The sequence below is a fragment of the Nocardia nova NBRC 15556 genome (assembly GCF_001613005.1).
GTDB classification, from domain to species: Bacteria; Actinomycetota; Actinomycetes; order Mycobacteriales; family Mycobacteriaceae; genus Nocardia; species Nocardia nova.
On sequence record NZ_BDBN01000001.1, the window covers coordinates 170268 to 196798 of the forward strand.

General features: G+C 68.6%; 23 protein-coding genes and 1 tRNA gene. 11 read left to right on the forward strand and 13 right to left on the reverse strand.

Annotation, left to right across the window (positions count from 1 at the left end):
- Positions 1-11 precede the first annotated feature (11 nt).
- Entirely contained in the window at positions 12-563 is a 552-nt protein-coding gene (locus tag NN2_RS00760) for a TetR/AcrR family transcriptional regulator (protein WP_030515229.1), read from the reverse strand.
- Positions 564-705: 142 nt separating this feature from the next.
- Between NN2_RS00760 and NN2_RS00765 the strand changes: the two genes are divergently transcribed.
- From NN2_RS00765 to egtD, 5 genes are all read left to right on the forward strand, one after another.
- Positions 706-1680, forward strand: a complete 975-nt coding sequence (locus NN2_RS00765; protein ID WP_063009337.1) for a zinc-binding dehydrogenase — start codon at positions 706-708, stop codon at positions 1678-1680.
- A gap of 202 nt (positions 1681-1882) precedes the next feature.
- Complete coding sequence (egtA, locus tag NN2_RS00770) at positions 1883-3169, forward strand: ergothioneine biosynthesis glutamate--cysteine ligase EgtA (protein WP_063009339.1); 1287 nt, start codon at positions 1883-1885, stop codon at positions 3167-3169.
- Between the two features lie 70 nt (positions 3170-3239).
- Positions 3240-4577, forward strand: coding sequence for an ergothioneine biosynthesis protein EgtB (gene egtB / locus NN2_RS00775; RefSeq protein WP_063009341.1), 1338 nt, complete (start codon positions 3240-3242; stop codon positions 4575-4577).
- Positions 4577-5422 carry an ergothioneine biosynthesis protein EgtC gene (egtC, locus tag NN2_RS00780; RefSeq protein ID WP_063009343.1) on the forward strand — a complete coding sequence of 282 codons (846 nt, stop codon included), beginning with the start codon at positions 4577-4579 and terminating at the stop codon, positions 5420-5422. Before egtB ends, egtC begins: the two co-directional genes overlap by 1 nt.
- Positions 5419-6390, forward strand: coding sequence for an L-histidine N(alpha)-methyltransferase (egtD, locus tag NN2_RS00785; RefSeq protein ID WP_063009345.1), 972 nt, complete (start codon positions 5419-5421; stop codon positions 6388-6390). Before egtC ends, egtD begins: the two co-directional genes overlap by 4 nt.
- 27 nt (positions 6391-6417) lie before the next feature.
- Here the strand turns inward: egtD and NN2_RS00790 are convergent, their stop codons facing one another.
- The 5 genes from NN2_RS00790 to NN2_RS00810 all read right to left on the reverse strand — a co-directional run bounded on the left by NN2_RS00790 (position 6418) and on the right by NN2_RS00810 (position 10445).
- Complete coding sequence (locus NN2_RS00790; RefSeq protein ID WP_063009347.1) at positions 6418-7053, reverse strand: DUF2461 domain-containing protein; 636 nt, start codon at positions 7051-7053, stop codon at positions 6418-6420.
- 61 nt (positions 7054-7114) lie between these two features.
- Entirely contained in the window at positions 7115-7429 is a 315-nt protein-coding gene (locus tag NN2_RS00795) for a hypothetical protein (protein WP_051043132.1), read from the reverse strand.
- Between the two features lie 276 nt (positions 7430-7705).
- On the reverse strand, positions 7706-8686 hold the full coding sequence (locus NN2_RS00800; RefSeq protein WP_030515237.1) for a ribose-phosphate diphosphokinase: 981 nt from the start codon (positions 8684-8686) through the stop codon (positions 7706-7708).
- Positions 8683-10173 carry a bifunctional UDP-N-acetylglucosamine diphosphorylase/glucosamine-1-phosphate N-acetyltransferase GlmU gene (glmU, locus tag NN2_RS00805; RefSeq protein ID WP_063009349.1) on the reverse strand — a complete coding sequence of 497 codons (1491 nt, stop codon included), beginning with the start codon at positions 10171-10173 and terminating at the stop codon, positions 8683-8685. The genes NN2_RS00800 and glmU overlap by 4 nt, the downstream gene beginning before the upstream one ends.
- Positions 10174-10374: 201 nt before the next feature.
- Positions 10375-10445 (reverse strand) — tRNA-Gln (locus NN2_RS00810).
- Positions 10446-10796: 351 nt separating this feature from the next.
- On the opposite strand from NN2_RS00810, the gene NN2_RS00815 reads away from it, so the two are divergent.
- The 4 genes from NN2_RS00815 (at position 10797) to NN2_RS00830 (ending at position 16900) form a co-directional block, all read left to right on the forward strand.
- A complete protein-coding gene (locus tag NN2_RS00815; RefSeq protein ID WP_063009351.1) occupies positions 10797-11411 on the forward strand; it encodes a TetR/AcrR family transcriptional regulator in 615 nt (204 codons plus the stop codon).
- Between the two features lie 216 nt (positions 11412-11627).
- A complete protein-coding gene (locus NN2_RS00820) occupies positions 11628-12275 on the forward strand; it encodes a TetR family transcriptional regulator (protein WP_040721767.1) in 648 nt (215 codons plus the stop codon).
- 246 nt (positions 12276-12521) lie between these two features.
- A complete protein-coding gene (mfd, locus tag NN2_RS00825) occupies positions 12522-16136 on the forward strand; it encodes a transcription-repair coupling factor (protein WP_063009353.1) in 3615 nt (1204 codons plus the stop codon).
- Positions 16137-16231: 95 nt separating this feature from the next.
- Complete coding sequence (locus tag NN2_RS00830; RefSeq protein WP_081879464.1) at positions 16232-16900, forward strand: nucleoside triphosphate pyrophosphohydrolase; 669 nt, start codon at positions 16232-16234, stop codon at positions 16898-16900.
- Positions 16901-16934: 34 nt separating this feature from the next.
- Here NN2_RS00830 and NN2_RS00835 read toward each other — a convergent pair whose 3' ends face one another.
- The 7 genes from NN2_RS00835 to NN2_RS00865 form a co-directional block, all read right to left on the reverse strand.
- Positions 16935-17234 (reverse strand): MTH1187 family thiamine-binding protein, encoded by a 300-nt coding sequence (locus NN2_RS00835; RefSeq protein WP_030515242.1) that lies wholly within the window; start codon positions 17232-17234, stop codon positions 16935-16937.
- Positions 17235-17238: 4 nt separating this feature from the next.
- Complete coding sequence (locus tag NN2_RS00840) at positions 17239-17715, reverse strand: pyridoxamine 5'-phosphate oxidase family protein (protein WP_030515243.1); 477 nt, start codon at positions 17713-17715, stop codon at positions 17239-17241.
- Positions 17716-17848: 133 nt separating this feature from the next.
- Positions 17849-19243 carry an MATE family efflux transporter gene (locus NN2_RS00845; RefSeq protein WP_063009355.1) on the reverse strand — a complete coding sequence of 465 codons (1395 nt, stop codon included), beginning with the start codon at positions 19241-19243 and terminating at the stop codon, positions 17849-17851.
- A 28-nt stretch (positions 19244-19271) separates the two neighbouring features.
- A complete protein-coding gene (locus NN2_RS00850; RefSeq protein ID WP_063009357.1) occupies positions 19272-20318 on the reverse strand; it encodes a PLP-dependent cysteine synthase family protein in 1047 nt (348 codons plus the stop codon).
- A gap of 35 nt (positions 20319-20353) precedes the next feature.
- Positions 20354-21730: a type III PLP-dependent enzyme domain-containing protein gene (locus tag NN2_RS00855; protein WP_245658473.1), complete on the reverse strand. Its 1377-nt coding sequence runs from the start codon at positions 21728-21730 to the stop codon at positions 20354-20356.
- A gap of 187 nt (positions 21731-21917) precedes the next feature.
- On the reverse strand, positions 21918-22907 hold the full coding sequence (locus NN2_RS00860; RefSeq protein ID WP_227463031.1) for an ornithine cyclodeaminase family protein: 990 nt from the start codon (positions 22905-22907) through the stop codon (positions 21918-21920).
- A 25-nt stretch (positions 22908-22932) separates the two neighbouring features.
- Positions 22933-24030 carry a TauD/TfdA family dioxygenase gene (locus NN2_RS00865; protein ID WP_063009359.1) on the reverse strand — a complete coding sequence of 366 codons (1098 nt, stop codon included), beginning with the start codon at positions 24028-24030 and terminating at the stop codon, positions 22933-22935.
- 156 nt (positions 24031-24186) lie between these two features.
- Here NN2_RS00865 and NN2_RS00870 point away from each other — a divergent pair, with 156 nt between their 5' ends.
- Complete coding sequence (locus NN2_RS00870) at positions 24187-24993, forward strand: lytic transglycosylase domain-containing protein (RefSeq protein ID WP_082856620.1); 807 nt, start codon at positions 24187-24189, stop codon at positions 24991-24993.
- Between the two features lie 164 nt (positions 24994-25157).
- Positions 25158-26447: a phosphopyruvate hydratase gene (gene eno / locus NN2_RS00875; RefSeq protein WP_063009361.1), complete on the forward strand. Its 1290-nt coding sequence runs from the start codon at positions 25158-25160 to the stop codon at positions 26445-26447.
- The last annotated feature ends 84 nt before the right edge of the window (positions 26448-26531 follow it).

Here is a 26531-nt window from a genome sequence, read left to right on the forward strand (position 1 = left end):
ACGGTAGGCCATCACCAACCACCGCCGCCGGACGCCGTCCCGAGAACGGCCCGGATCAGGCGCGCGGACTCGGCGGCCATCTGTTCCGGCGGACACGGCCGGCCGTTGTCGAGCCACCACACGATCGACTGGACGAACATCGCCCCGACGATGCCGGGCACGAAATCGGTCGCGGACTGTCCCGGGAGATGTGCACTGGACATGGCCGCGAGGGTGGTGCGCATGCGGTCGGTGAACCACGGACTTCCCTTGCGGCCCAGCAATGCCGCGTACAGGCGGTGATAGCGGTCGATATGGGCGAAGAAGCCGGCCCAGCGCTGTTCGGGCGAGCGCTCGGCGTCCGGATCGCCGGCCGTCATCTCCGTCATCGCCTCGTCGAAGATCTGCTCGACGAGTTCGTATTTGTCGCGATAGTTGCGGTAGAACGCGGCCCTGCTGACCATCGCCCGCGTGGTGAGTTCTCCGACCGTGATCCGGTCGAAGCCTCGCTCTTCGATCGCCTCGATCAACGCCTGCCGCAGAAGGGTGCGAGTGCGGACGACGCGCACGTTCTGCTGAGACATTTTCGGCTCCTTGTCAGTTTCGGGACAGATCCGCCGAGATGAATCTTGTCGTGGCACAGGAAGTTTCGGAGGCTGGACAGTGCGTTCGGAACGAGACAGGTTGTCTCGCGGAAACCCTACCTGCGAAACGAGAGAAGATGCCATGCGTGCTGTACGGGTGACGGAGTTCGGCGATCCCGAGGTGCTGGTTCCGGCGGAAGTCGCGGAACCGGAACCCGCTGCCGGGCAGGTCCTGGTGGAGGTCGAGCGGGCCGGTGTGGCCTTCGGCGACGTGATCGTGCGATCCGGCCGGTATCCGCTACCGCTGCCGTGGATCCCAGGGCTGGAGGTCGGCGGGCGGGTCGTCGGCCTCGGTGCCGGCGTCGATCCGGCGCTGCTCGGCCGGGCGGTGGTGGCGACGACGGTCGGCCAGGCCGGTGGATACGCCGAACTGGCCCTGGCCCCGGCGGCATATACCTTCCCGGTACCGGACGGTCTGCATCCAGAGGTCGCGCTCACCGTGTTCCAATCCGGCGCGGTGGCGCGCGGTCTGCTCGCGGCGATGGCGGTGCGGCCCGCGGAGACGGTGCTGGTCACCGCGGCCGCGGGCCGGATCGGTTCGATGCTGGTGCAGACCGCGAAGGCCGCGGGCGCGCGGGTGATCGGCGTGTCGAGTGCGGCGAAGACGGCCGCCGTCGCGGAATTCGGTGCCGATCACGCCCTGGATTACGGGTCCGGGGACTGGGCCGAGCGGGTTCGCGCGCTCACCGGCGGCCGGGGCGTGGACGTCGTGCTCGACGCCGTCGGCGGCGCGGTCGCCGGGCAGGCCCTCGCGGCGGCCGCCGACGGTGCTGGCCGGATCGGCCTGTACGGCTTCGCCTCCGGCGACTGGGCGGCCCTCGACGCCCTCGGCGTGGCTCGGCGGGGACTGACGGTGACCGGTGCGCTCGGCGTCGTCATCCGCAAGTCCGATGCCGAACAGCGGGCGGACGCCGAGCAGGCCCTCGCCGCGGCGGTGCGCGGTGAACTGGTGCCCCGGATCCACGCCCGGCTGCCGCTCGCGGCGGCCGCGGCCGCCCATCGGGAAGTGGAACAGCGGCGTTCGGTGGGGGCGGTGGTGCTGGTGGTACGGCCGTGACCGGCATGTTCACCATTTCGACGGATTTTGTGTCGGTGCGCGCGGCTACCCTGGTTCGAGCGACGGAAGAACCGGGCGCGGTCTCTCGTTGCACTGCTACACGCAATACCGGCACTCGGTCGATGCGGCACTGTCGCCGGCATGGGCTCAGGGTGAGCGGAACGCGGTGGGTGATCCCCCGCAGGCTCGAGCGGAGGTTGGCATGGCGGTAACGGTGGACAAGGCGCCGGCCGGGTTGGGTGCCGGTTTGTCTTCGCGCGCCGCGGCGGAGGCATATGTGGGAGGTGTCTGTTTCAAACAGGGCCCACCGGCGTTGATCGGTGCCGAACTGGAGTGGCTCACCGCTCGCGGGGAGCTGTCGGCGCCGGATTCGCGTCCGCGCTTGTCGATGCTCGCGGATGCGCTGGGTCCTTATGCTCCGCAGTCTATTTCGCCCGATTCGCCCGCCAAAGTACTTCCCGGTGGCAGCCGGATCACCATCGAACCCGGTGGTCAGATCGAACTGTCCAGCGCCCCCTTCGCCGATGCCGCGCAACTCTGCGCCCGGCTGCTCGAGGATTCTCGCTTTCTCTCCGGTCTACTCGAAACCCGATCCATCCGAACGTATTCCGCCGCCGCCGATGCCGGCCGGCGGGCCCGCCGGGTGCTTCGCCTACCGCGTTATCGCGCGATGGAACGGGCCTTCGCGGGGGTGGGCCCGTACGGCAAGCTGATGATGTGCAATACCGCCGCCACGCAGGTCAGCGTGGACGCGGGTGCCGATCCCGCGGAGATCGCGGCCCGCTGGAACGCGCTGTACGCGGTCGGCCCGGCCCTGGTGGCGGCGTTCGCCTGTTCGCCGAGTCTGCACGGGGCTCCCACCGGCGCCTGGGCGTCGCAGCGGATGCGCACCTGGCTGCGGCTCGATCACACCCGCACCCGGCCGCCGGTGCGGAGCTGGGCCGATCCGCTCACCGAGTACGGCCGCTGGGCGCTGGATACCCCGTTGCTCTGCGTGCGGCGTGGCCCGGCCGAGGCGGATTGGACGGCGCCGCCGGGCGCGACCTTCGCCGATTGGCTGTGCGGTGCGCTCGACGACGAGATCGGCCGCCGCCCGGAGGTCGAGGATCTCGACTACCACCTGACCACGGTCTTTCCCCCGGTGCGGGCGGCCGGACATCTCGAGGTCCGCTATCTGGACGCACAGCCGGGTGATCAGTGGTCGGTGCCGATCCACGTCGTGGACGCGCTGATGTCGGCGCCGGCGGTCGTCGCGGAGGCCACCGCGCTGGCCGAGCCGGTCGCCGACGAATGGGCCTCGGCCGCCCGCTGCGGCCTGGCCGATCCCGAGATCCGTTCCGTCGCAGTCGAATTGCTGACTCTCGCCGCCGAACACGCCCGCAGCGACGAGGCGGCCGAGCAGATGTGGGCCGCGGTGCGGCGATGTCGCCGCGGGCGCATTCCGGACGGGGAGGTCGCCCGCTGCGCACCCGCCGAGACGGCCGAATGAGTACGACCGGCGGCGCGCACCTCGCTGCGGTGCGACGAGGCCGCCGGGCACGACCCTTGGGAGAGCACTGATGACCGTTCACATCGGAACCGATCACGCCGCGGCCGAGCGATTACGCACACAGATCGCGGAGGTCCTGACCCGCGCCCGCGCCCGCACGACGGTGCTGACCGAGGCGGTCGACGAGGCCGAGCTGGTTGCCCAGCATTCGCCGCTGATGAGCCCGCTGGTGTGGGATCTGGCGCATATCGGCAACCAGGAGGAACTGTGGCTGGTCCGCGATGTCGGCGGGCGTGAGCCGGTGCGGGCCGATATCGACCACCTCTACGACGCCTTCCGGCATGCCCGCGCCGACCGTCCGGCGCTGCCGCTGCTGGATCCGGTGCAGGCACGCGGGTACGTGCGCACCGTGCGTGACAAGGTGCTCGATGTCCTGAATTCCAGTCCGCTGCGGGGAAACCGTCTGGTGGACAGGGGTTTCGCCTTCGGCATGATCGCCCAGCACGAGCAACAGCACGACGAGACCATGCTGGCCACCCATCAGCTGCGCGCGGGCGTCGCGGTGCTGACAGCCGCGCCCGCACCGGCCGCGCGCGTCGCGGTCGGCGACGAAGTCGTCATTCCCGCAGGCGAATTCACCATGGGCACCTCGTCTGACCCGTGGGCACTCGACAACGAGCGCCCCGAACATCGCGTCCAGCTGCCCGGCTTCGCGATCGACGCGGCGCCGGTGACGAATGCGCAGTATCTGGCGTTCATCGACGACGGTGGCTATCACCGGCCCGGGCTGTGGTCGGAGCGTGGCTGGGCCTATCGTGTGGAGGCCGATCTGACCGCACCCCAGTTCTGGGAGCGAGACAGCGACAACCGCTGGTGGCGACGGGTTTTCGGCACCCTGGCGCCGGTGCGCCCGCAGCAGCCGGTGGTGCATGTGTGCTGGTTCGAGGCCGAGGCCTACGCCAACTGGGCCGGGAAGCGTTTGCCCACCGAGGCCGAATGGGAGAAGGCCGCGCGGTTCGATCCGGCCACCGGGCGGTCGCGGCGATATCCGTGGGGCGACGCCGAACCCGACGAGACCACCGCCAATCTGGGGCAGCGCCATCTGGAACCGGCCGATGTCGGCGCGTACCCTGCCGGTGCGTCACCGTCCGGGGTGCATCAGTTGATCGGCGACGTCTGGGAATGGACCGCATCGGGTTTCGAGCCGTATCCCGGATTCGCCGCGTTCCCGTACCGCGAATACTCCGAGGTGTTCTTCGGCGGTGACTACCGCGTCCTGCGCGGCGGATCCTTCGGCACCGACCCGGTCGCCTGCCGCAGCACCTTCCGCAACTGGGACCACCCGATCCGCCGTCAGATCTTCTCCGGCTTCCGCCTCGCCCGCGACCTGCGACCGGACGAGCGCTGATGTGCCGACATCTCGGCTATCTGGGACCGCCGGCTCCGGTCGGCGAACTGCTCACCCGTGGCACGCATTCGCTGCGCACCCAGTCGTGGGCGCCCGACGATATGCGCCACGGGGGAACCGTCAACGCCGACGGTTTCGGAGTCGCGTGGTGGACCGGGGCAGGAACCGCGAGCCGCTATCGCAACCCCGCGCCGATCTGGACCGACCCCGCGGTCGAAGAGGTGCTGCCGCAGCTGTCCTCGCCCGCGGTGCTGGCCGCGGTGCGTTCGGCCACGGTCGGCATGCCGGTGGAGCGAACGGCCTGTGCTCCGTTCACCGACGGCGGATGGGCGTTCAGCCACAACGGCGTGATCCAGAACTGGCGCACGGTATTGCCCGCGGTGGCAACGCGATTCGGGTCGCCGGATCTGCTGGATGCCGAATCCGCGACCGATTCGGCCGCGCTCTGGGTGGTGCTGCGTGCCGCGTTGAACGGAATCGGCGCGATGTCTTCGACCTTCGCAGGCCGCAGCGAGTCCGACGCCCGGCTCCGGGCGGTCGCCGCCGCGGTGTCGGCGACGGTTCGCGCCGTACTGGCGCAGGCGCCGAGTGCCCGGCTGAACCTGTTGCTCGGGGACGGCGAAACACTCTGGGCCACAACCGTTCACCATTCGCTGTCGGTGCTCGTCGCCGACGATTTCGCGGTGGTGTCCTCCGAACCGTACGACGACGACCCGCGCTGGCAGGCGATTACCGACCGGCAGCTGCTGACGGTGCGGCCCGGCCTTCTCGTGGTCGAGCCGCTGGACGCGGCACAACCTGTTCTCTCCGCAGGACCTGATGAATCCGAAAGGGCCCGTACATGATCGAACCGACGCTGGACATCCACCTCACCGACGACGATCTCGACGCAGCCCTGCGATCGGACGCTCGGATCGGACTCACCGCGAATCCGAAAACGCTGCCGCCGAAGTGGTTCTACGACGCGCGCGGCAGCGAACTGTTCGAAGCGATCACCGAACTGCCGGAGTACTACCCGACTCGCACGGAGCGCGCGTTACTGGAGCGGGTGGTCGGCGAGATCGCGCGCACCGCCCAGGCCGAGGTACTGGTGGAGCTGGGCGCCGGCTCGGCCGCCAAGACGCGTCTGCTGCTCTCGGCGCTGTTGTCCGAGGGGCCGCTGAAGACCTATGTGCCGCAGGATGTGTCGGTGTCGGCGCTGCGCGGTGCCGCCGAGCAGATCAGCACCGAATTCCCGAATCTCGCGGTGCACGGGGTGGTCAGCGATTTCACCCGAACCCTGCACAATCTTCCGCGCGGCGGTCGCCGCATGATCGCCTTCCTGGGCGGCACCATCGGCAATCTGGTCCCGCAGGAGCGGGCCGAATTCCTGGCCGGCGTTCAGCAGGTGCTCGAGCCGGGTGAGCAACTGCTGCTGGGGGCCGGACTGGTCACCGATCCGGCCGTGCTGGTGCCCGCCTACGACGACGCCGCGGGAGTGACGGCCGAATTCAACCGAAACGTCCTGCACGTGTTGAACTCTCGATTGCATGCCGACTTCGACCCGGACGCCTTCGCCCATATCGCCCACTGGGACGCGGAGAACGAATGGATCGAGATGCGGTTGGCGGCAACCCGGGATATGAGGGTCACGGTCGCCGACCTCGACCTGGTCGTGGACTTCGCCCAGGGTGAGCAGATGCGCACCGAGATCTCGGCCAAGTTCCGCGTCGACGGACTCGGCCGGGAACTGGACAGCGCCGGATTCGCCACCGAACAGGTGTGGACCGATCCGGACGACCGCTTCGCCCTGGTCCTCGCCGAACGACGCTGATCGCCCGGCGCGGGTGCTGCGCCGAGGTCAGTTGCCGATGACCGCGGCCAGCCACTCGACGGCCGGCCGCAGGTCTTCCCAGGCGGCTCGGACTTCGGTCGCGGCGCGCGGTGTTTCCAGCCAGGGCGGTGCGCCGAAGTCCTTGTGGATCACGAGAGATTTGTGGCGCAGCAGGTCGATGCGCGGATGGTCGGCGGGGAAACCCTTGGGACGGGTCTTCAGTTGCTCCCCGCCGATCACATAGCCGACTGCCGCCAAACCGTCCAGCAGCGCCTGCAATTCGTAGCCGCGCACCTCGTCGTCGATGGTGGTGCGCAGCCGCGCGAGCTGCTCGGGCGTGGGCGCGTACACCCCACCGGCCACATACAGCCCGGGCGCGCCGATCTGGACGTACCACCCCGCTCCCGGGGCGGTACGGACCACCGCGCCCTGATGGTCCTTGTAGGGCGCCTTGTTCTTGGAGAACCGCACGTCGCGATACGGCCGGAAGATCTTCGCCGGTCCGAAGTCGTTCTCCAGTTCCGTGGTGAGCGCGATCATCGGCGCCCGCACGGACTGTTCGTAGACGTGTTTGTTGGCGGTCCAGAAAGCCTTCGAGTTGTCGGCTTCCAAATCCTCGTAGGAGTCGAGCCCGGCGAACGGGAACCCCGCGAATCCGCTCATACCGCCAACTTAGCGACCGCCGCGGACATATTCCGCGGCGCCCGCTCCGACCGGCCGCCGCTCAGTCGCCCGGCTCGTCGACCACCTCGATGGCGGCGACTTCGGCGGGCCGCTCGTCCTCGTCGCGCAATTCCTGACGATGCCGGCGGCGGGTCCATTCCTGGTCGAGTTCGCTGCGAATCCCCAGGCGGCCGTCGTCGTCGTTCTCGTGATACCTGATCTCCAGGTCGTCGGGCGGATCGTCGATGTAGCGCTGATATTCGCGGATCTCGTCGGCCTGTTCATCGTCACCGAGGTCGTAATCCAGGTCTTCGCGCTCGTCATCGCCCATTTCGAACACCTCGTCCATCAACGGGTAAGTGTCGTCGTCGGCCATCCGTGCCCACCTCTCTCGTAGGCCCGGCACACCCTCAACATTCGCGGTGCACCCTACAACCAACGCTACCGCTGATCACGAAAGAAGAGGAGAGAACAAAGACCAATACAAAATCAGCCGCCCCCTCGGATAGACACCCGAAGGAACGACTGATTTCGCAAGCACATGGGTAACTCCCCGGGCACGCCCGAAAGCCGACACGCCCCGAAGGCGAGACCGACTGCCAACTCACCGCCCACCCGACGACACGCTGAATACGCGGAGAGGCGGAACGGCTTAAGCGGAGCCGTTGAACAGGCCGGTGACCGACCCGTTCTCGAAGACCTCGCGAATCGTCCGCGCCAGCAGCGGGGCGATCGACAGCACGGTCAGCGAGGGGAACTTCTTGTCCTCGGTGATCGGCAGGGTGTTGGTGACGATGACCTCCTTGGCGCCGCAGGAGGCCAGGCGCTCCGCCGCGGGGGAGGACAGCACGCCGTGGGTGGCGGCGATGACCACATCGCCGGCCCCGGCCTCACGCAGCACGCGCACGGCCTCGGCGATGGTGCCACCGGTGTCGATCATGTCGTCGATCAGGATGCAGGTGCGGCCCGCGACGTCACCGACGGGACGATGCGACTTGACCTGGTTCGGCACCAGCGGGTCGCGGGTCTTGTGGATGAACGCCACCGGCGCGCCACCGAGCGCGTCGGCCCACTTCTCGGCCACCTTCACGCGACCGGCGTCGGGGGAGACGATGGTGACGTTCTCGGTGCTGTAGTGGTTGCGCACGTACTCCGACAGCTGGACCAGCGCGTGCATGTGGTCGACCGGGCCGTCGAAGAAGCCCTGGATCTGATCGGTGTGCAGGTCGACGGTGATGATGCGGTCCGCGCCGGCGGTCTTGAGCAGATCGGCGACCAGGCGAGCGGAGATGGGCTCGCGGCCGCGGTGCTTCTTGTCCTGGCGGGCGTAGGGGTAGAACGGCAGGACGGCGGTGATCCGCTTGGCCGAACCGCGCTTGAGCGCATCGATCATGATGAGCTGTTCCATCAGCCACTGGTTCAGCGGCGCCGGAAAGCTCTGCAGCACAAAGGCATCCGAGCCGCGTACCGATTCTTCGAAGCGAACGAAGATCTCGCCGTTGGCGAACTCGCGGGCGGTTTGCGGCGTGATCGCGACGTCGAGTTCCTTCGCGACCTGCTCGGCCAGCTCGGGGTGAGCGCGCCCCGAGAACAGCATCAGGTTCTTCTGGTTATCGGTGGAGAACGCGGTCACTCTGTGTTGCCATCCTTTTGCTCGGTTGCCTGACTCGCTCTGTCATCGGCCGCGATCGCCTCCGCCGCCGCCTGCGCCGCGGCCGTCCCGGGACGATACCGCTGCACCCAGCCCTCAATGTTCTTCTGCGCTCCGCCGGACACCGCCAGCGCTCCCGGCGGAACGTTTCTACGCAGCACAGTACCCGCTGCCGAATATGCGCCATCGCCCACGGTCACCGGCGCCACGAACATCGTGTCGCTGCCCGTGCGCACATGCGAACCCACGACGGTGTGGTGTTTCTTCACACCGTCGTAGTTGACGAACACGCTCGATGCGCCGATGTTGCTGTATTCGCCGATCGTGGCGTCGCCGACGTAGGTCAGATGCGGGACCTTCGAATGTGCGCCGATCGAGGCGTTCTTGGTCTCCACGAATGCGCCGATCTTGCCGGATTCGCCGACGATGGTCCCCGGTCTCAAATAGGCAAACGGCCCGATTGTGGCGGCGGCCGCGATGGTCGCGCCCTCGCCGTGGGTCCGGACCACCTTCGCGCCCTCGCCGACGAGCACATCGGTCAGGGTGGAATCGGGGCCGACCTCGGCATCCTCGCCGATCACGGTATTGCCGAGCAGTTGCACGCCGGGGCGCAGCACCGCGTCGCGGCCGATGCGCACACTCGCATCCACCCAGGTGGTGGCCGGATCGATGACCGTGACTCCGGCGCGCATATGGCGCTCGAGGATGTAGCGGTTCAGCGTGCGGGCGGCCTGGGCCATCTGCACCCGGTCGTTGACGCCGGTGACCTTGGCGGCGTCGACCAGACGCGCGCCGTGCACCGGATTACCGGCCTCGCGCGCCAGCTTCAGGACATCGGTCAGATACAGCTCGTGCTGGGCGTTGGCGGTCGTCAGGCGGCTGATCATCGTCCGCAGCACGGCGACGTCGAAAACGTAGACGCCGGAATTGACTTCGTTGATCGCCGCTTGCTCCGGCGTGGCATCGGCGTGTTCGACGATCTCGAGCACACCGCCGTCGGCGTCGCGCACGATCCGGCCGTACCCGTTCGGATCCTCCGGAACGAAGGTCAAAACCGTGACCGCGGAACGCGGTTGATAACTGCGATGCTCGTCCAGCAGGGCCGAAAGGGTGTGCCCGTCCAGCAGCGGCACATCGGCGGAGGTCACCAGCAGGTCGCCGGCGAAGTCCGCGGGCAGCGCCGTCAGGGCGCACTGCACCGCGTGCCCGGTGCCCAGCTGCTGTTCCTGCACTGCGGAGGTGATCTCGCGACCCAGTTCTGCCGCAACGGAATTCACCGCGGCGCCGACCTGTTCGCGGTCGTGGCCGATCACCGTGATCAGGGCGGTGGGGTCGATCTCGTTCGCCGCGTGCAGGGCGTGCTCGAGCATGCTGCGCCCGGCGAGCGAATGCAGCACTTTCGGTGTCTTGGACCGCATTCGAGTTCCGGCACCGGCGGCGAGAACGACGACGGCGGTCTGCTGTGGCATGGATCTCCCTCGGCTGCCTGTCATCGTGCTGGTACGCGCTGTCTTTGGCCTGCGGCTGTCGCTGCCTGCGCCGGACCTTCGCAGATCCGGCCTGCGGCGGGCCCGGCGGCTGGCCGTCCGCCCACACCCTAGTCCACTCGGGCCCGGGCCCCGGCTCGGGGCTTCACTCGATATTCACGCAGGTCACAGCCCCATCGCCAGCTCCGCCGCCAGGACTCGAACCTGAACTAACTGAACCAAAATCAGTGGTGCTGCCATTACACTACGGCGGATCGTCGCACCGATGAACCCTACGGGTCCACCACTACGCACGGCATGCGCGCAATATCCTCGCACGTTTCCCCGCATCTCCGCGAATTGCGGGCAGATTTTCCCACGCGTGGTCGCGGGTCTGCGAGATGGCCCGGTCGCGGTCGGGTAAATTTGCCCAACGCAACATCTGATTTCGAAAGCACATGGGTAACTCGTCGGGCACGCCCTGACCGCGGGTGCGCTGCCGACCGCCGGCCCGGCCGAGAAATCTCCAGGTACCTACGACCGGCAAGATTCCCGGAGAGGCGGGGGAGAGAGGCGGGGGAGCAGCGATGACTTCGGGTGATGCGGCGCGGGTGCCGCGCCCGCGGATGACCGGAACGCAGCGGCGCCAGCAGTTGATCGAGATCGGACGGGCGCTGTTCGCCGAACGCGGATACGACGCCACCTCCATCGAGGAGATCGCCCAGCGCGCTCAGGTCTCCAAACCCGTTGTGTACGAACACTTCGGCGGTAAGGAAGGGCTCTACGCGGTGGTCGTCGACCGCGAGATGTCGACGCTGCTGGACATGATCACCTCGTCGCTGACCCGGAACCGCTCCCGCGTCCGGCTGGAACAGGTCGCCCTGGCGCTGCTGACCTATATCGAGGAGCGCACCGACGGTTTCCGGATCCTGATGCGCGATCAGCCCGCCTCGGCTGCCGCCGGCACCTATTCCAGCCTGCTGAACGAGGCGGTCAACCAGGTCGCGCACATCCTCGCCGGCGATTTCGAACGCCGCGGCTTCGACACCAGTCTCGCCACTCTCTACGCGCAAGCCCTGGTCGGCATGGTCGCCACCGCGGCCACCTGGTGGCTCGACGAGCGGCAGCCCTCCAAAGAGGTGGTCGCCGCGCATCTGGTCAACCTGTGCTGGAACGGACTCACCCACCTCGAGGCCGATCCGCAGCTGGCCTCCGAATGGCCGAGCGCGACACCCGGCTGACCGGCGGTGGCGATGCCGGGGGGTAATAGGGGACCGAACTGGACGGTTAGCCCATTGTTTGCGAAGGAGACTGGTCTTAATGCTCGATTCCGCTGGCGACGGCCGGTCGGATGGTACGGTTCACCCATCCTTCAAGTGCTGTTCGAGCTGTGATGTCGGTCAACTTCGGGATATCGGTCTACTTCAGGATGGCTGGTTTGAGGACAGGCGGATCTGATGGCTAGGCAAGCGCGTGCGGAAATCACCCGCGATTCGGTGCTGGCAGGCGCGGCCGACGTCTTTCTGCGACTCGGTTACGCGAATGCGAGCCTCAGCGAGATCATCTCGCAATCCAACGTCACCAAGGGCGCACTGTACTTCCACTTCGGATCCAAGGAAGAACTCGCGCGCGCCGTAGTCGACCAGGGCAACGAACGACTGCGCGGCGCCTGCCAGGGCTTCTTCGACCCGCGCGTGCCCGCCCTCGAAGCCGCCATCGGCATCACCTACGTCGTCGCCGACCTCACCATGAACGATCCGATGGTGGGCGCGATGCTCAAACTCACGCACCAGATCGGTGACTATCGCGGCGCCTCGGGCGAGAACATCACCAAGACCTGGGGCGAAACCCAGATACTGCTCGCCGAGCGGGCCATCGCCCAGGGCGATCTCAAGCCCGACCTCGACCCCGAAACCATCGGCCTTCTCCTGCAGGAGATGACCGCCGGAGTCCACATCACCGCCGTCGGCACCGAATCCATCGACCAGATGGCGGTGCGCATGGAACGCATGTGGTACTTCCTGCTGCCCTCGATCGTGCCGGACGAGAAGGTGGCGTACTTCCGGGAATTCGCGGCCCGGCGGCTGCGCAGGTACGTGCCGTAATCGGTCGCGACGTCAGACGACGGTACCTGTGAACGCCGGAGCCCCGCATTTGCGAGATGTGCGCCTGAGTGGTTCTCGGCCGCCTCGATTGTGGACTGACGGAGCGAGGGAGCGCAGCGACTGAGCGGAGGAGGGAAAAATCGAGGCCTGAGGGCCGAGAACCCCGCCGGAGCGAAGCGGAGGCCGAAAACATAGACTCGATTGGTCGCTCTGATTCGCCGATCTGTGCAGCCGGGAGTTTCTTTCATGCCGAGCCATCGCCCACCTCTTGCGGGACTGGCCGAGGTGGCCGGTGCCGATGCCGCGCTGAGTCAGGTTCGGGAATTGATCGGGCGCTCCTCGGTGCAACTGGTCGCGCCCTCGGCGATCCGGCCGTTCGTGGCGGCGACCGTCGCGGCCGCGCGGCCGCTGGTGGTGGTGACCGCTACCGGGCGGGAGGCCGACGATCTGACCGTCGAGCTGAGCGAGATCATCGGCGATCGGGTCGCGCTGTTCCCGTCCTGGGAGACGCTGCCGCACGAACGATTGTCGCCCAGCGCCGACACCGTGGGCCGGCGGTTGCAGGTGCTGCGGCGGCTGGCGCATCCGGAGGATCCGGGCCATCCGGAACCGCTGCAGGTGGTGGTCACCACGGTCCGGTCGCTCATGCAGCCGATGGCCCCCGGACTGGGCGAGATCGAACCCATCGTGCTGCGCGTCGGCGCCGAATTCGATTTCGACGAATTGACCACGCGGCTGGTCGAATTCGCCTACGAGCGCGCCGATATGGTCGGCAAGCGTGGCGAATTCGCGGTCCGCGGCGGCATTCTCGACATTTTCCCACCCACCGCCGATCACCCGGTGCGTGTGGAATTCTGGGGCGACGAGATCAGTGAACTGCGCGCGTTCTCGGTCGCCGATCAGCGTTCGCTCACCGAGGTCGAGGTGGATCTCGTTGTGGCGCAGCCCTGCCGGGAACTGTTGCTGACCGAGGACCTGCGCGAATCCGCGGCGAAGGTGGCCGCGGACAACCCGGCCGACGCGGCGCTGGTCGAAATGCTGGAGAAGCTGGCGCAGGGCATCCCCGTGGAGGGTATGGAGGCGCTGCTGCCGGTGCTGCGGCCGGGCGAGCTCCAGCTGCTCACCGATGTGGTGCCGACGCAGTCGCATGTGCTGCTGTGCGATCCGGAGAAGATCCGCACCCGCGCCGCCGATCTGGTCCGCACCGGACAGGAATTCCTCGAGGCGTCGTGGACGGCCGCCTCCTTCGGCGGTTCGGCCCCGTTGGGTGCGCACGGTCTGGATCTGGCGTCCTCGGCGTATCGCGGCCTGGATGTCGTGCGGGCCGGTGTCGAGTCGCGCGGATTGCCGTGGTGGACGCTGAGCCCGCTGGCCGCCGACGACCCCGCGGAGATCGTGCTGCCGGTGCTGTCGGCCCCGGCGGCCCGCGGTTCGGAGGAACTGGTCGCGACCGTCTTCGCCTCGCTGCGCGCGCACGTGACCACCGGTGGGCGCGCGGTGATCGTGGTCGCGGGACACGGTACGGCGCAACGCATTCAGGAACGCCTCGCCGATGCCGAGGTGCCGGCCGCGGCGCTCGAGCCGGGCGCCGAACCGGTGCGCGGGCTGGTCGGCGTGCTGTGCGGTTCACTGCACGACGGCATCGTGTTCGACGACGCGAAACTGGTCGTCATCGCCGAATCCGATCTGACCGGCAACCGCGTCACCGCGCCCGGCGAGGGGAAGAAGCTCCCCGCCCGCCGGCGCAATCAGGTCGATCCGCTGGCATTGAGCTCGGGCGATATGGTCGTGCACGATCAGCACGGCATCGGCCGGTTCGTGGAGATGATCGAACGCACCGTCGGCGGCGCTCGGCGCGAATACCTGGTGATCGAATACGCGCCCAGCAAGCGCGGCCAGCCCGGCGACCGGTTGTACGTGCCGATGGACTCGCTGGATCAGCTCTCCCGCTACGTGGGCGGGGAGATGCCGAGTCTTTCCAAACTCGGCGGATCCGACTGGGCGAATACGAAACGCAAGGCGCGCAAGGCCGTTCGCGAGATCGCCACCGAACTCGTGCAGTTGTACGCCGCGCGGCAGGCCGCGCCCGGCCACGCGTTCGCCCCCGATACGCCGTGGCAGCAGGAGATGGAGGACGCGTTCGCGTTCACCGAGACCCACGACCAGCTCACCGCTATCGCCGAGGTGAAGGCCGATATGGAGCGGCCGGTCCCGATGGACCGGGTGATCTGCGGCGACGTCGGCTACGGCAAGACCGAGATCGCGGTGCGCGCGGCGTTCAAGGCCGTTCAGGACGGTAAGCAGGTCGCCGTACTGGTGCCGACAACGCTGCTGGCACAGCAACATCTGCAGACCTTCGCCGAACGCGTCGCCGGATTCCCGGTCACGGTGAAGGGTCTGTCCCGCTTCACCGATCCGGCGGAATCGCGCGAGGTGATCGACGGTATGGCCACCGGTGAGGTCGACATCGTGGTCGGCACGCACCGGCTGCTGCAGACCGGTCTGCGGTGGAAGGAACTCGGCCTCGTGATCATCGACGAGGAGCAGCGGTTCGGCGTCGAGCACAAGGAACACATCAAGGCGCTGCGCACCCACGTCGACGTGCTGACCATGTCGGCCACGCCGATTCCGCGCACCCTGGAGATGAGTCTGGCCGGGATCCGCGAGATGTCGACCATTCTCACCCCGCCCGAGGAGCGCCACCCCGTCCTCACCTACGTCGGCGGCTACAACGACAAGCAGGTGGCCGCTGCCGTGCGCCGCGAACTGCTGCGCGACGGCCAGGTCTTCTACGTGCACAACCGCGTCTCCTCGATCGACAAGGCCGCCAAGCGAATTCGCGATCTGGTGCCCGAGGCGCGGGTGGCGGTGGCGCACGGCCAGATGAACGAGGACACGCTGGAGAAGACCGTGCAGGGCTTCTGGGAGCGCGAGTTCGACGTGCTGGTGTGCACCACGATCATCGAGACCGGTCTGGACATCTCCAACGCCAATACACTGATCGTCGAACGGGCCGACGCTCTGGGACTTTCGCAGCTGCACCAGCTGCGCGGCCGGGTCGGGCGCAGCCGGGAACGCGGATACGCCTACTTCCTGTACCCGGGCGAGAAGCCGCTCACCGAAACGGCCTACGACCGCCTCGCCACCATCTCGCAGAACTCCGATCTCGGCGCGGGTATGGCCGTGGCGATGAAGGACCTCGAAATCCGCGGCGCCGGAAACGTTCTCGGCGCCGAACAGTCCGGACATGTCGCCGGCGTCGGCTTCGATCTCTACGTGCGCCTGGTCGGTGAGGCGGTGGAGGCCTATCGCGCCGCCGCCGACGGCCGGCCGATCACGACCGAGGAAGAGGTCAAGGAGGTGCGGATCGACCTGCCGGTGGATGCGCACATTCCGCCCGACTACATCGCCAGCGACCGGCTGCGGCTGGAGGCCTACCGCAAACTGGCTGCGGCACAGGATGATTCGGCGCTCGCGGCCGTGGTGGAGGAGCTCGTCGACCGGTACGGCCCGCTGCCGGTGGAGGTCGGCCGGTTGGTGTCGGTCGCCAAGTTGCGACTGCTGTGCCGCGAGTACGGCATCCAGGAGGTCGGTGTCACGGGCACCACGCTGAAGGTGTCGCCGCTGCAGCTGCCCGATTCGAAGCAGATGCGGCTCAAGCGGCTGTATCCGAGTGCGAACTACCGGCCCACCACGGGCATCGTGCAGCTGCCGCTGCCGCGGGTGGAGGACAGCGTCGGCGCGGCGCGGGTGCGCGATGTGCAGTTGTTGCAGTTCGTCGCCGATCTGCTGCTGGCGCTCGACGGCAAGCCGAAGGGCATGGTCGACCTCGCGATGGGCGCGGAGGTCGCGGTCGGGTGAGCGAGGACCGGGGCGAGCGCCCGTCGGGCGGAACCGACGACGCCGCGGCTGATTCCGCACGGGTCGCGCACGGCCTGACCGAGGCCGTCGAGGTCATGGACCGGCTGTGGGATTTCGGTGGCTGGGAGGTCACCCAGACCCACGACTCGCTGCGGCCGTATCTGCTGGAGGAGACCTACGAACTCCTCGACGCCATCCAGCACGGCGATGCGGAGACGATCAAGGAGGAACTCGGCGATCTGCTGCTGCAGGTGCTGTTCCATTCCCGGATCGCCCAGGCCGCAGGCGAATTCACGGTCGACGATGTGGCCGCGGCGTTGGTCGCGAAACTGGTGCACCGCAGTCCGCATCTGTCGGATCCGGTCGTGGACGCCGGTGCGGATGTGGCCGCGAAGGTCGCCGCCCAGGAAAGGGCCTGGGAGGAACGCAAACTCACCGAGAAGGCGCGCCGCTCCTGCCTGGACGGGATCGCGATGGCGCAACCCGCGCTGGCGCTGGCGGAGAAAGTTCGCTCCCGTAGCGCGAAGGCGGGATTGCCCGAGGATCTGGTCCCGGAGGAGCTGCGGGTGATTCACCTGGGCGGACCCGAAAGTGCCGAGGAGCGGCTCCGCAAGGCCACGCTGGACTTCGCGGCGCGAATCCGGGCCGCCGAGGACGCGGCCGAGCGGACCCGCGGCGTACGCGGACCGCTGGGTCCCGACGAGTGGCGCGCCCATTGGGAAACCTTCGCCGACTCGCTGGGGGACCGGCAGCGCCGGCCGTGAGGTCGCGCCCGGTCGGCTCGCCCGTGTCGGGTGGTCAGGAGCCTTCCGCGAGATAGCGTTCGACGGTCTCGACCTTCGACGTGAGGGCGCCGGTGACTCCCGGACGAATATCGGCCTTGATCACGAGGCTGCAGCGCGGCGCGACCGCGAGGACGGCGTCGGAGGCCTGCTTGATGACCGCCATCACCTCGTCCCATTCCCCCTCGAGCGTGGTGAACATGGCGTTGGTTTCGTTCGGCAGCCCGCTGGCGCGGACGATGCGGACGGCTTCGGCGACGGCACGGCCCACATCGGCGCCGGTGCCGAGCGGGGTGACCGAGAAGGCGGCGATCATGCCGTCAATTCTTCGCGTCGACCATCTGCTGCAGGGTGGCGACACGCGAGCGGAGGTATTCGAGTTCCGGTTCGTCGAGAACCGTGCGCTGGATGCCCGCCTCGACCTCGAACGCGCCCTGGCGGTGGTCGTCGATCACCTCGACATCGATGGCGACGGCCACATAGTCCTCGGCGCCGGGCATCGGATCGGCGATCACTCGCGCGCGACCGCGGGCGCACAGGGCCACATTGCCGCCGCCGAGGATCAGCAGCGCGACGTCGGGACGTTTGCGCAGCCGGGCCAGGGACCCGCGATCGAACTTGAGGCTCAACAGGATTCGCCGATCGTCGGCGCGCACCGGCCAGCTCACGGGAATCGCGTGCGGCGACGGATCGGTGGTCACCAGGACAGCGATGGTGTCCAGCGGCCAGGTGGGCAGGATGTCCAGTTCGGGATGCTCGGTCGCGGGCTGCTGACGTTCTCCGGCACTGGCTACCATCTCGTCACCTCACGGTCGGCTCACGCGGCGGCATCGGCCGCGACTGGCACCCCAGTGTAAACCGTTGTGCCGCTTACTTGCTGGGGTGCGAGCCGCCGAGGTGAACCGCACTGGTGGTAGGGGTGCGTACGGATCAGTTGAGGCTGTCGGCCAACTGGCGGGGTTCGGCGACCTCGCGGTGATGCAGCAGCGAGAAATATCGCCGCAGCATCAGCGCGGCCGTCGCGGCCAGGCCCGCGGTCAGCCCCCACCACACGCCGCTCGCGCCCAGACCCAGCGGGAAGGCGAGCAGCAACGCCGTCGGCAGTCCGACGATCCAATAACCCACCAGCGACAACCGGAATCCGGCCCGGGTGTCCTTGATCCCGCGCAGCAGGCCGTTGCCGATGTTCTGCGCGGCGTCGAAGAACTGCAGGACGACGGCGATCAGCAGCAGGCTGTGCGCGAGCTCGATGGTGGCCCCGTCGCGGCCGGTGAGGAACGGACGCAGCACCAGATCGGGCGCCGCGACGTACAGGACGCCGACCACGGCGGCCACCACGGCCGCCTGCCGCAACACCAGCCAGGCCAGATTCTGGGCGCGGCGGAACTCGTCGCGGGCCACGGCCCGGCTGACCAGGATCGAGACCCCGTGCGAGAGCCCCACCGCGACCTGGAACACGATGTAGACGAGCTGATACACCACGTTGTGCGCGGCCAGCGCCGCCGGGCCGAGCGTGCCCATCGCCAAGGCCAGCACCGAGAACATGCCGGCCTCGGAGCCGTAGGTGAGGGCGATCGGCGCGCCGAGCCGCAGTTCCGCGGTGACCGTTGGCCGGCGTACCGGCCACATCCGCATCGGCAGCGTCGGCCCCAGCGCGGCGTCGCGGCGCACCATCACCCAGAACACCGCGAAGGTGACGAGGAAGACGACCGAGGACGCCACGCCGACGCCGGTCAGTCCCAGGGCGGGCAGTCCGGCCCAGCCGTGGATCAGCGCCAGCGCGACCACCGCGTTCAAGGCCACCGAGCCGAGCGTCACCACCAGCAGTGCCTGCGGCTTTTGCATGCCGACGGTGTACTGGCGCAATACCTGGAACCACAGGCACGGCAGCAGGCCGGGGGCGAGCGCCACCATCATCGGCCGGGCCGCGGCCAGCACCGCCGCGTCTTGGCCCAGCCACTGCAGCGACCAGCCCAGGCCGACCAGGATGAGACCGCCGAGCAACCCCGCCGCGGTCGCGATGAGGAAGCTCGATCGGACCACATCGCGGATCTCGAGCTCGGGGCTGCGGTGCTGCTTCTCGGCCCGGCTCACCACGGTTGCCACCTGATTGCCACTGGCGGTGATCAACCCGACGCACATGGTGCGGATCTGGTTGAACAACACCAGTGCCAGCCCGCCGGCCGCCACCTGGTCGACGCCGAGGCTGCCCATCAACGCGATATTGGTGGTCGAGATCGCGACCTGGGCCAGTTGGGTCAGCGCGATGGGCGTCGCGAGTGCCGTCAGCCGGCGTCCGTCGCCGCGGGGTGTGGCGGCGGTCATGCCCGGACCTCCCGGGCATCGCCCGGATTCATCGAGCCCCCACGAGATTTCGTGCTTCGGACGCGGCCGGGGCTCCGGGGGCGTAGCGGTCCAGCAGGTCGGTGACCGCGTGCTCGGCGGTGCGATCGAGCAGATCGCGATCGCTCATCCATTCGTCGTCGAAGACCGTGTCGAGATACTTCTCGCCGCTGTCGCAGACGATGGTGACGATCGTCGAGCCCGGTTCGAATTCCTCGAGCCGCTGCAGTGCCACGTACACCGAGCCGCCCGCCGATCCGCCGATGAGCAGACCGGAACGCTGCGCGACCGCGCGGGCGGTGGCGAAGGCGTCCACGTCCGAGACGGTGACTCCCTCGTCCAGCAGCGAATAGTCCACGGCCGTACCGACGGTCGCGCCGGGCGGGGTGCCGGTGCCGGACTGCCAGTACGGTCCGCCCGGCCCGCCGAAGGCGATCGATCCGACCGGTTCCACCCCGATCACCCGCGCGGGATGGCCCAGGTCGCGCAGCCGTCGCGCGGTGCCGAACAACGATCCGCCGGTGCCGACCGCCGACAGCAGGATGTCGACATGTCCGAGGTCGGCCAGCAACTCCTCGGCGACGGCGTAGTAGCCGACCGGATTGGCCTCGTTGTTGTGCTGCTCGGTGAAGTAGGCGTCCGGCCGCGCGGCCGCCATCGCCTCGGCCAGATCCTCCCGGGCGGAGGTGGCCAGGCTGTCGTCGCCCTCGGCGGCGACGTAGACGAGGTCGGCACCCATGGCTCGCATCGCGCGCAGTTTGTCCTTACAGGCGTGGTGGTCCACGACGGCGGTGAATCGATAGCCGCGTTCGGCCGCGACCACCGCCAGTCCCAGTCCGGTATTCCCGGATGTGGACTCGATAATATGTCCGCCATCTCTCAGCAAACCCCGGCGTTCGGCATCGAGCACCATTTCGCGGGCCATCCGGATCTTCGCCGCGCCGGTCGGATTGCACTGTTCGAGTTTCAGTAGCAGCCGAGTGCCGCCGTCGGTGACGGCCAGCTCGAACAGGGGAGTGTTTCCGATCAGGTCCGTCACGCGCGTGACGATCGGCATGCGAGTCTCCTCGGGGTTGTGGTGGGGAAACGGGGCTATCGTTCGAGCGCCCAGCGCAGCCGCGGCGGCTGCGCGGGATCCGCGTCCGGGCTGCTCGACAGCAGCACCTTCGGCGGGATGGGGAGATCGTGGAACGACGATTCGTTCGAATCCATCTGATACCCGGCGGTATTCGGGTAGACGAGCAGATCGCCGACCACGGCCGGACGTGGCAGCGGAATGCGCCGCCAGCTCAGCATGTCCGATTCCAGGCAGGTCGCGGCGCCGACGCAGGCCGGAGTCACCGCACCCGGCCGCATCGGCCACAGCACCGGGTCGGGCAGATATTCGCTGTCGAACCATTGCTCGGACAGGCTCAGGCTGGTGCCGTCGACGGTGAGCAGCTGGTAGGGAATCGACTGTGCCGTCCGCGTTTTCACGCCCTGAACGCGGAACACGGTGCTGCCCGCGCGGTCCAGCAGTGCGCGCCCCGGCTCGACGGCGAGCCGAATAGCATGGGCGCGAAGAACTTTCACCAGATCGCCGTGGTCGAGGATGGCGGCCAGCGCGGCCGATCCGGCGGGACGCTGGTGGTAGGGGTAATACGAATCGAACGTCTTGTCCGCGTGGAACCAGTGCGGACCGTGTGCCTCGGTGAAGGCGCGCCAGGCCGTGTCCGGCAGGTACTCGACGCCGAATCCGCCGCCGATGGAGATGGTGGTGACCGGATGTCCGAGGGCGCGGGCGTGCCGGCAGCGGTCTACCAGTGCGGCCGCCAATTCCGAACGGGCGATCGGGTCGTAGCCGGAGAGGTGAAAGCTGAACCCCTCCAATCGGATCGGGGCCGGATCGGCGCGGTGCAGCACCGTGTCGAGCTCGATGTCGGTCATGCCGAATCGGCTGGTCGAATCCGGCGGGAGTACCCGCAGCAGCACGCGGGCGGTGGCGCCGAGGCCGGTGAGCCGGGCGAGTTCGCCGGGGTCGTCGACGGCGATCAGGGCGCCGTGCCGGGTGGCCAGCCACAGCAGATCATCGGATTTGGCCGGTCCGGTCACCACCAGATCGTGACCCCGGATGCCGTTGGCCAGAGCCGAACTCAGCTCGCCGACGCTGGCGACATCGACGCCGGCGCCGTGTTCGGCGCACACCCGCACCACGGCCGCGGACTTGTTGGCCTTCTTGCCGTAGTAGATCGCGCCGTCCACCCCGTGGCGCCGGAACTGCTCGCGGAAGCCGTCGATGTTGACTCCCACCCGCTCCGGGTACAGCAGGTGGAACGGGCCGCCGACCGCATAGGCGATGTCGTCGAGCAGATGGGCGTCGGCCAGCAGTAGGCGCTCCCACTCGTCCCGGTGAGCGGGGAGGGGCGGCGCTGTGATCGAAGGAGAGGTCAACGTATCGTTGGGCGCCTGCGTACTCCGGCTCGCGGTCACCGCGTCGTCTCCGAGGCCGACGACCGCTTCGAGTCGCCGAAAGTTGTTTGCGCAGTGGGCATACCGCATGGGCGCGCTCGCCGCGCTGTCGCCGGGCGGCCCGCGCGTGGTGTAGCGGGCGGCTGGATCGTCGTCCGGTTCGCGGCCGGCCGGGACGAACGCGTAGCGCCAGGGGTGTGCGCCCCGGTCAGTCCCACAGCGGCACCTCCGTGCCCCGGCCCTCGGCGATGGCGCGTTCGGCCAGCGCGTGCGCGACGGCGATATCGGTGAGGACCAGGCCGCTGTTGTAGACGAACAGACGTTCGTCGGGCCTCGTGCGCGCCGTCGCCCGACGTCCGAGAATCGCGGGCAGTTCCGCGTCCACCGACCGCAGCCGACCGTCCGGCCCGGCCATATCGGTGCCGGTCAGCGCCATCTGTTCGGCACTGGTCGCGACCACCCGATCGGCATCGGTCAAAGTCGACGGCGCCAGTCCGTAACCGACCAGCACGGCCACCGAACCCGGTGCCAGATCATCGGATTCGAGGGCGACCTGCGTGCCGGGCCCGGCGGTCGCGAGCACCACATCGGCCGTCGCCGCCGCGGCGCGCGGATCGTCGACCACGTCGAGATCCAGGTGCGGCGCGTGCGCGCGCAGGTGGGTGCCCACCGCTTCCAGCCCCTCGGGGTGGGTGCCGAACACCATCAGCCGGTTCAACTGCGGATTCGCGGCGAGCAAGTGCGGCAGGGCGTTTCGGCCCTGGGTGCCGGTGCCGATCAGCAGCACGCTGCGCGCGCCCGGCCGCACCGTCTCGCGAACCAGCAGCGCCGACACCGCCGGTGTGCGCAGCGCGCCGACCCGCGCGCAGTCCATCATCGCGATCGGGGTGCCGGTCGCGTCGTCGTAGAGGGTGATGGTGGTGTAGTAGCGCTTGGTGCTGCGGTCGTGGCTCGGATCGAATTTGTACGAGGTCTTCATCGCGACCACCCGGCGGCGGCCGTCGCGCCCGAGCATCGCGTACGCCACCGACCAGCCGTCCGGATGCGCCACGCTGAGCTTGCGGGGGTTGTCCGAATCGCCCTGTGCCAGGGCCAGATAGGCGTCCTCGACAGCGCGCACCACCTCGTTGGGCGCGATCGGGACATCGGCGAGATCGCTGCGGCTGAGTACGCGCAACGGGGTGGGGCGGCTGCTCACTGCGTTCCTCGGTTCACTGGTCGGTTCATCGGGGCGAGATATTCGGTGCCGCATAGCGATTCGGCGTGAACGGCCGCACCGTCCTCTGTCCGTATCCGCTTTCGCCGGACTCGGCCGGTGCGCGACGGCGTGCCAGCCGGATGTTGACCCGCTTGAGCCAGCGGTCGGTCCCGTCGTATCGGGGCGTGAAGGGAACCCGGCCGTGCACGACGACATCATTGTCCATCAGCAGCAACTCCCCCGGCTCCAACACCGCACGGTGACAGACTCGTTCCAATTCGACGCCGAGATGGGAGTAGGCGCAACGGTATTCGGCCCCCGCGTCGTCGAGTGGAGTGTAGGCGGGGTCGTAGCGCAGGGTCGGCCCGCCGTCACCGGCGCCGACGGTGGCCACCGGGGCGGGGTGGTGCTCGCCGAAATCCTCGCCGTAGGAGACGTCGGGCAGGATCGGCAGTGTCGGTTCGGCGAGCAGCCGGCGCCCGTCCGCATCCAGGTTCACCTGGCGGACCGAGGAGATGGTGGTACCCACCCGGTCGGGATTGCGCAGACAGCCGAGCAACAGCAGATGTGCGCGCTCGGGATGGAAGGCGTCCTCGGTGTGCGGGCTCAGCAGCGTGGTGCTGCTGGCGCCGGACTGTTCGTGTTCGTGGCCGGGTGTGGGCAGGATGTTGTTGACCAGCCGCCCACCCTGCTGGCCCTGCCAGCCGAAGGGTTCGCCGGCGCAGCGGGCGAGCAGCAACAGGGCGATATCCAGGCGAAACGACTCCGGGCACGCCGGTTCGGCGGCATGGGTCCAGTCGGGCGGCGTGGGGCCGAGCTCGTCGTCGCGCACCGGCAGGCGGCCGATGATCGTCGCACCGGCGGGGGTGTCGGGCGGTCGCAGGGCGGTGCGCACCGCGGCCGGAAGTTCGGCGGCGTAGGCGTTCACGAGCCGGATCAGCGCCGGATCGGCGAGGGTGCGGCGGATCGGCGCGGAACCACCGGGGGTGCGGTCGAGTGTGATCGCGATCTCTTCGGCCGAACAGAACACGGCCGCCGCGGCTTCGGGGGCGAGCGTACGGCGGTCGATCGGTTCGATTTCTTCGTGCTGGGGTGTCTTACGTTCGCGGAGAACGTTTTTCACCAGGAGTTCCCTTCCTCGCAATGGGGATGAAGCAGGTGGTGAAGACTCGGACTGCGAAGTTAGTCGCTCCGTTGATCTTAAGCAAGGCTTACCTAAAGTACGCCGCTGGACATAGCGTTTCGATATGGAACGGATGCGGGAAAGGTAGCTGCTCGTATGCCGGAGTCGGGTGGAGTGCGCCGTCACGGTGCGTGCCATCCGCGCGCGAATCTGGATGATGGAAACGTGCGTTCGACCATCCCCGGATTCCGGCCCCTCGCGTTCGCCGCCGTCGCGGCGGTCGCGCTGCTGTCCGGATGTGCGGGAACCGACAACCTGCCCCCGATTCCGGACGGCATTCCGCCCGGTGCGGGGGCACCGGTTCCGCCGATCGACCTCGATGCGCCCGGTCGCAGTGCCGAACAGTTGCGTGACTGGGCGCAAGCGCAGTCGGACGCGCTCGGCATCCCCACGGTCGCGCTCGAGGCCTACGGATACGCGACCGAGGTCATGGCCCGGTCGCGTCCCGACTGCGGCATCGGCTGGACCACGATCGCGGGTATCGCGAGGGTGGAGAGCAAGCACGGCCGCCACGGCGGTTCCGCGCTGGATGCCGACGGCGAGGTCCGCCCGCCGATCCGCGGCATCCCCTTGGACGGATCACCCGGTGTCGCAAGGATTCTCGACGACGAGGCCACCGCACGCGCCGGCGCCCCGGTCTACGTGCGCGCCGAGGGGCCGTTCCAATTCCTGCCCGAAACCTGGCAGCACTGGGGTGTGGACGCCAACGGGGACGGTCGCGCGGATCCGGACAGCATCGACGACGCCTCGCTGACCGCCGCGCGCTACCTGTGCGCCAGCGGCGGCGATCTGCGCACCGCGGAGGGCTGGCAGAAGGCGGTGCTGACCTACAACCAGTCCACTACCTATATGGCGACCGTGCGGACGAAGGCGGCGGCATACAGCGTCGGCCGCCGCGCCTGACGACCGCGCGCCGGGCGACCGGGACCGCGTGCCCACCTGTGTCGTGCGGTCCGGACCGCACCCATTAGGCTCGCAGGCGCACGGGCCCGCCGTGCGACCTGCTCGTGGACGGCGGTGGGCAGGGCCCCCGAATTGATTGCCAGCAGCCGAAGGAGTGTCGTTTCGTGGCCATCATCGAACAGGTCGGAGCTCGCGAGATCCTGGATTCACGCGGTAACCCCACCGTCGAGGTCGAGATCGCTCTCGACGACGGCACGCTGACCCGCGCGGCGGTGCCGTCCGGCGCTTCCACCGGCGAGCACGAGGCCGTGGAGCTGCGCGACGGCGGCGACCGCTACGGCGGCAAGGGCGTTCGCAAGGCCGTCGAGGGTGTGCTGGACGAGATCGCACCGGCCGTGATCGGCTTGGACGCGGTCGAGCAGCGCACCGTCGACCAGGTGCTGCTGGATCTGGACGGCACCCCGGACAAGTCCCGCCTGGGCGCCAACGCCCTGCTGGGTGTATCGCTGGCGGTGGCCCGCGCGGCCGCCGAGTCCTCGGGCCTGGAACTGTTCCGCTACCTGGGCGGGCCGAACGCGCATGTGCTGCCGGTGCCCATGATGAACATCCTCAACGGTGGCGCCCACGCCGACACCAGTGTCGACGTGCAGGAATTCATGATCGCCCCGATCGGTGCGCCCACCTTCCGCGAGGCGCTGCGCTGGGGTGCCGAGGTCTACCACGCCCTCAAGGCCGAGCTGAAGTCCAAGGGCCTGTCCACCGGCCTCGGCGACGAGGGCGGTTTCGCCCCGGATCTGGCCGGCGGCACCCGCGAGGCGCTGGACCTGATCGCCTCGGCGATCGGCAAGGCCGGCTACAACCTCGGCAGCGATGTCGCGCTGGCTCTCGACGTGGCCGCGACCGAGTTCTACACCGCCGGAACGGGCTACAAGTTCGAGGGCACAGAGCGCACCGCCGAGCAGATGGCCGAGTTCTACAATGACCTGCTGGGCGCGTACCCGCTCGTCTCGATCGAGGACCCGCTGTCGGAGGACGACTGGGACGGCTGGGTCGCGCTGACCGACCTGATCGGCGACAAGATCCAGCTCGTCGGCGACGATCTGTTCGTCACCAACCCGGAGCGGCTCGAGGACGGCATCGCCAAGGGCGCCGCCAACGCGCTGCTGGTGAAGGTCAACCAGATCGGCACCCTCACCGAGACGCTGGACGCGGTCGAGCTGGCCCACCGCAACGGCTACAAGTCCATGATGAGCCACCGCTCGGGCGAGACCGAGGACACCACCATCGCCGATCTGGCGGTCGCGGTCGGCAGCGGTCAGATCAAGACCGGCGCCCCGGCCCGCAGCGAACGCGTCGCCAAGTACAACCAGCTGCTGCGCATCGAGGACGCGCTCGGTGATTCGGCTCGCTACGCCGGTGACGTCGCATTCCCCCGGTTCGTCTTCGAGGGGTAGTAGCCTCGTCAACGGTTGTGGCGTGCGGGGCCGGTCGATACAGCGGCCGGTCACCGCGCGGAACCGTTGCGCTGTGCGGTCGAA

Coding starts and splice junctions, on each gene's coding strand:
- NN2_RS00815 (WP_063009351.1), top strand. CDS start 10,797: ATGACCGGAACGCAGCGGCGCCAGCAGTTGATCGAGATCGGACGGGCG.
- NN2_RS00835 (WP_030515242.1), bottom strand. CDS start 17,234: ATGATCGCCGCCTTCTCGGTCACCCCGCTCGGCACCGGCGCCGATGTG.
- mfd (WP_063009353.1), top strand. CDS start 12,522: ATGCCGAGCCATCGCCCACCTCTTGCGGGACTGGCCGAGGTGGCCGGT.
- NN2_RS00830 (WP_081879464.1), top strand. CDS start 16,232: ATGGACCGGCTGTGGGATTTCGGTGGCTGGGAGGTCACCCAGACCCAC.
- NN2_RS00840 (WP_030515243.1), bottom strand. CDS start 17,715: ATGGTAGCCAGTGCCGGAGAACGTCAGCAGCCCGCGACCGAGCATCCC.
- NN2_RS00870 (WP_082856620.1), top strand. CDS start 24,187: ATGCCGGAGTCGGGTGGAGTGCGCCGTCACGGTGCGTGCCATCCGCGC.
- egtD (WP_063009345.1), top strand. CDS start 5,419: ATGATCGAACCGACGCTGGACATCCACCTCACCGACGACGATCTCGAC.
- NN2_RS00850 (WP_063009357.1), bottom strand. CDS start 20,318: ATGCCGATCGTCACGCGCGTGACGGACCTGATCGGAAACACTCCCCTG.
- glmU (WP_063009349.1), bottom strand. CDS start 10,173: ATGCCACAGCAGACCGCCGTCGTCGTTCTCGCCGCCGGTGCCGGAACT.
- egtA (WP_063009339.1), top strand. CDS start 1,883: ATGGCGGTAACGGTGGACAAGGCGCCGGCCGGGTTGGGTGCCGGTTTG.
- NN2_RS00820 (WP_040721767.1), top strand. CDS start 11,628: ATGGCTAGGCAAGCGCGTGCGGAAATCACCCGCGATTCGGTGCTGGCA.
- egtB (WP_063009341.1), top strand. CDS start 3,240: ATGACCGTTCACATCGGAACCGATCACGCCGCGGCCGAGCGATTACGC.
- egtC (WP_063009343.1), top strand. CDS start 4,577: ATGTGCCGACATCTCGGCTATCTGGGACCGCCGGCTCCGGTCGGCGAA.
- NN2_RS00760 (WP_030515229.1), bottom strand. CDS start 563: ATGTCTCAGCAGAACGTGCGCGTCGTCCGCACTCGCACCCTTCTGCGG.
- NN2_RS00845 (WP_063009355.1), bottom strand. CDS start 19,243: ATGACCGCCGCCACACCCCGCGGCGACGGACGCCGGCTGACGGCACTC.
- NN2_RS00765 (WP_063009337.1), top strand. CDS start 706: ATGCGTGCTGTACGGGTGACGGAGTTCGGCGATCCCGAGGTGCTGGTT.
- NN2_RS00790 (WP_063009347.1), bottom strand. CDS start 7,053: ATGAGCGGATTCGCGGGGTTCCCGTTCGCCGGGCTCGACTCCTACGAG.
- NN2_RS00795 (WP_051043132.1), bottom strand. CDS start 7,429: ATGGCCGACGACGACACTTACCCGTTGATGGACGAGGTGTTCGAAATG.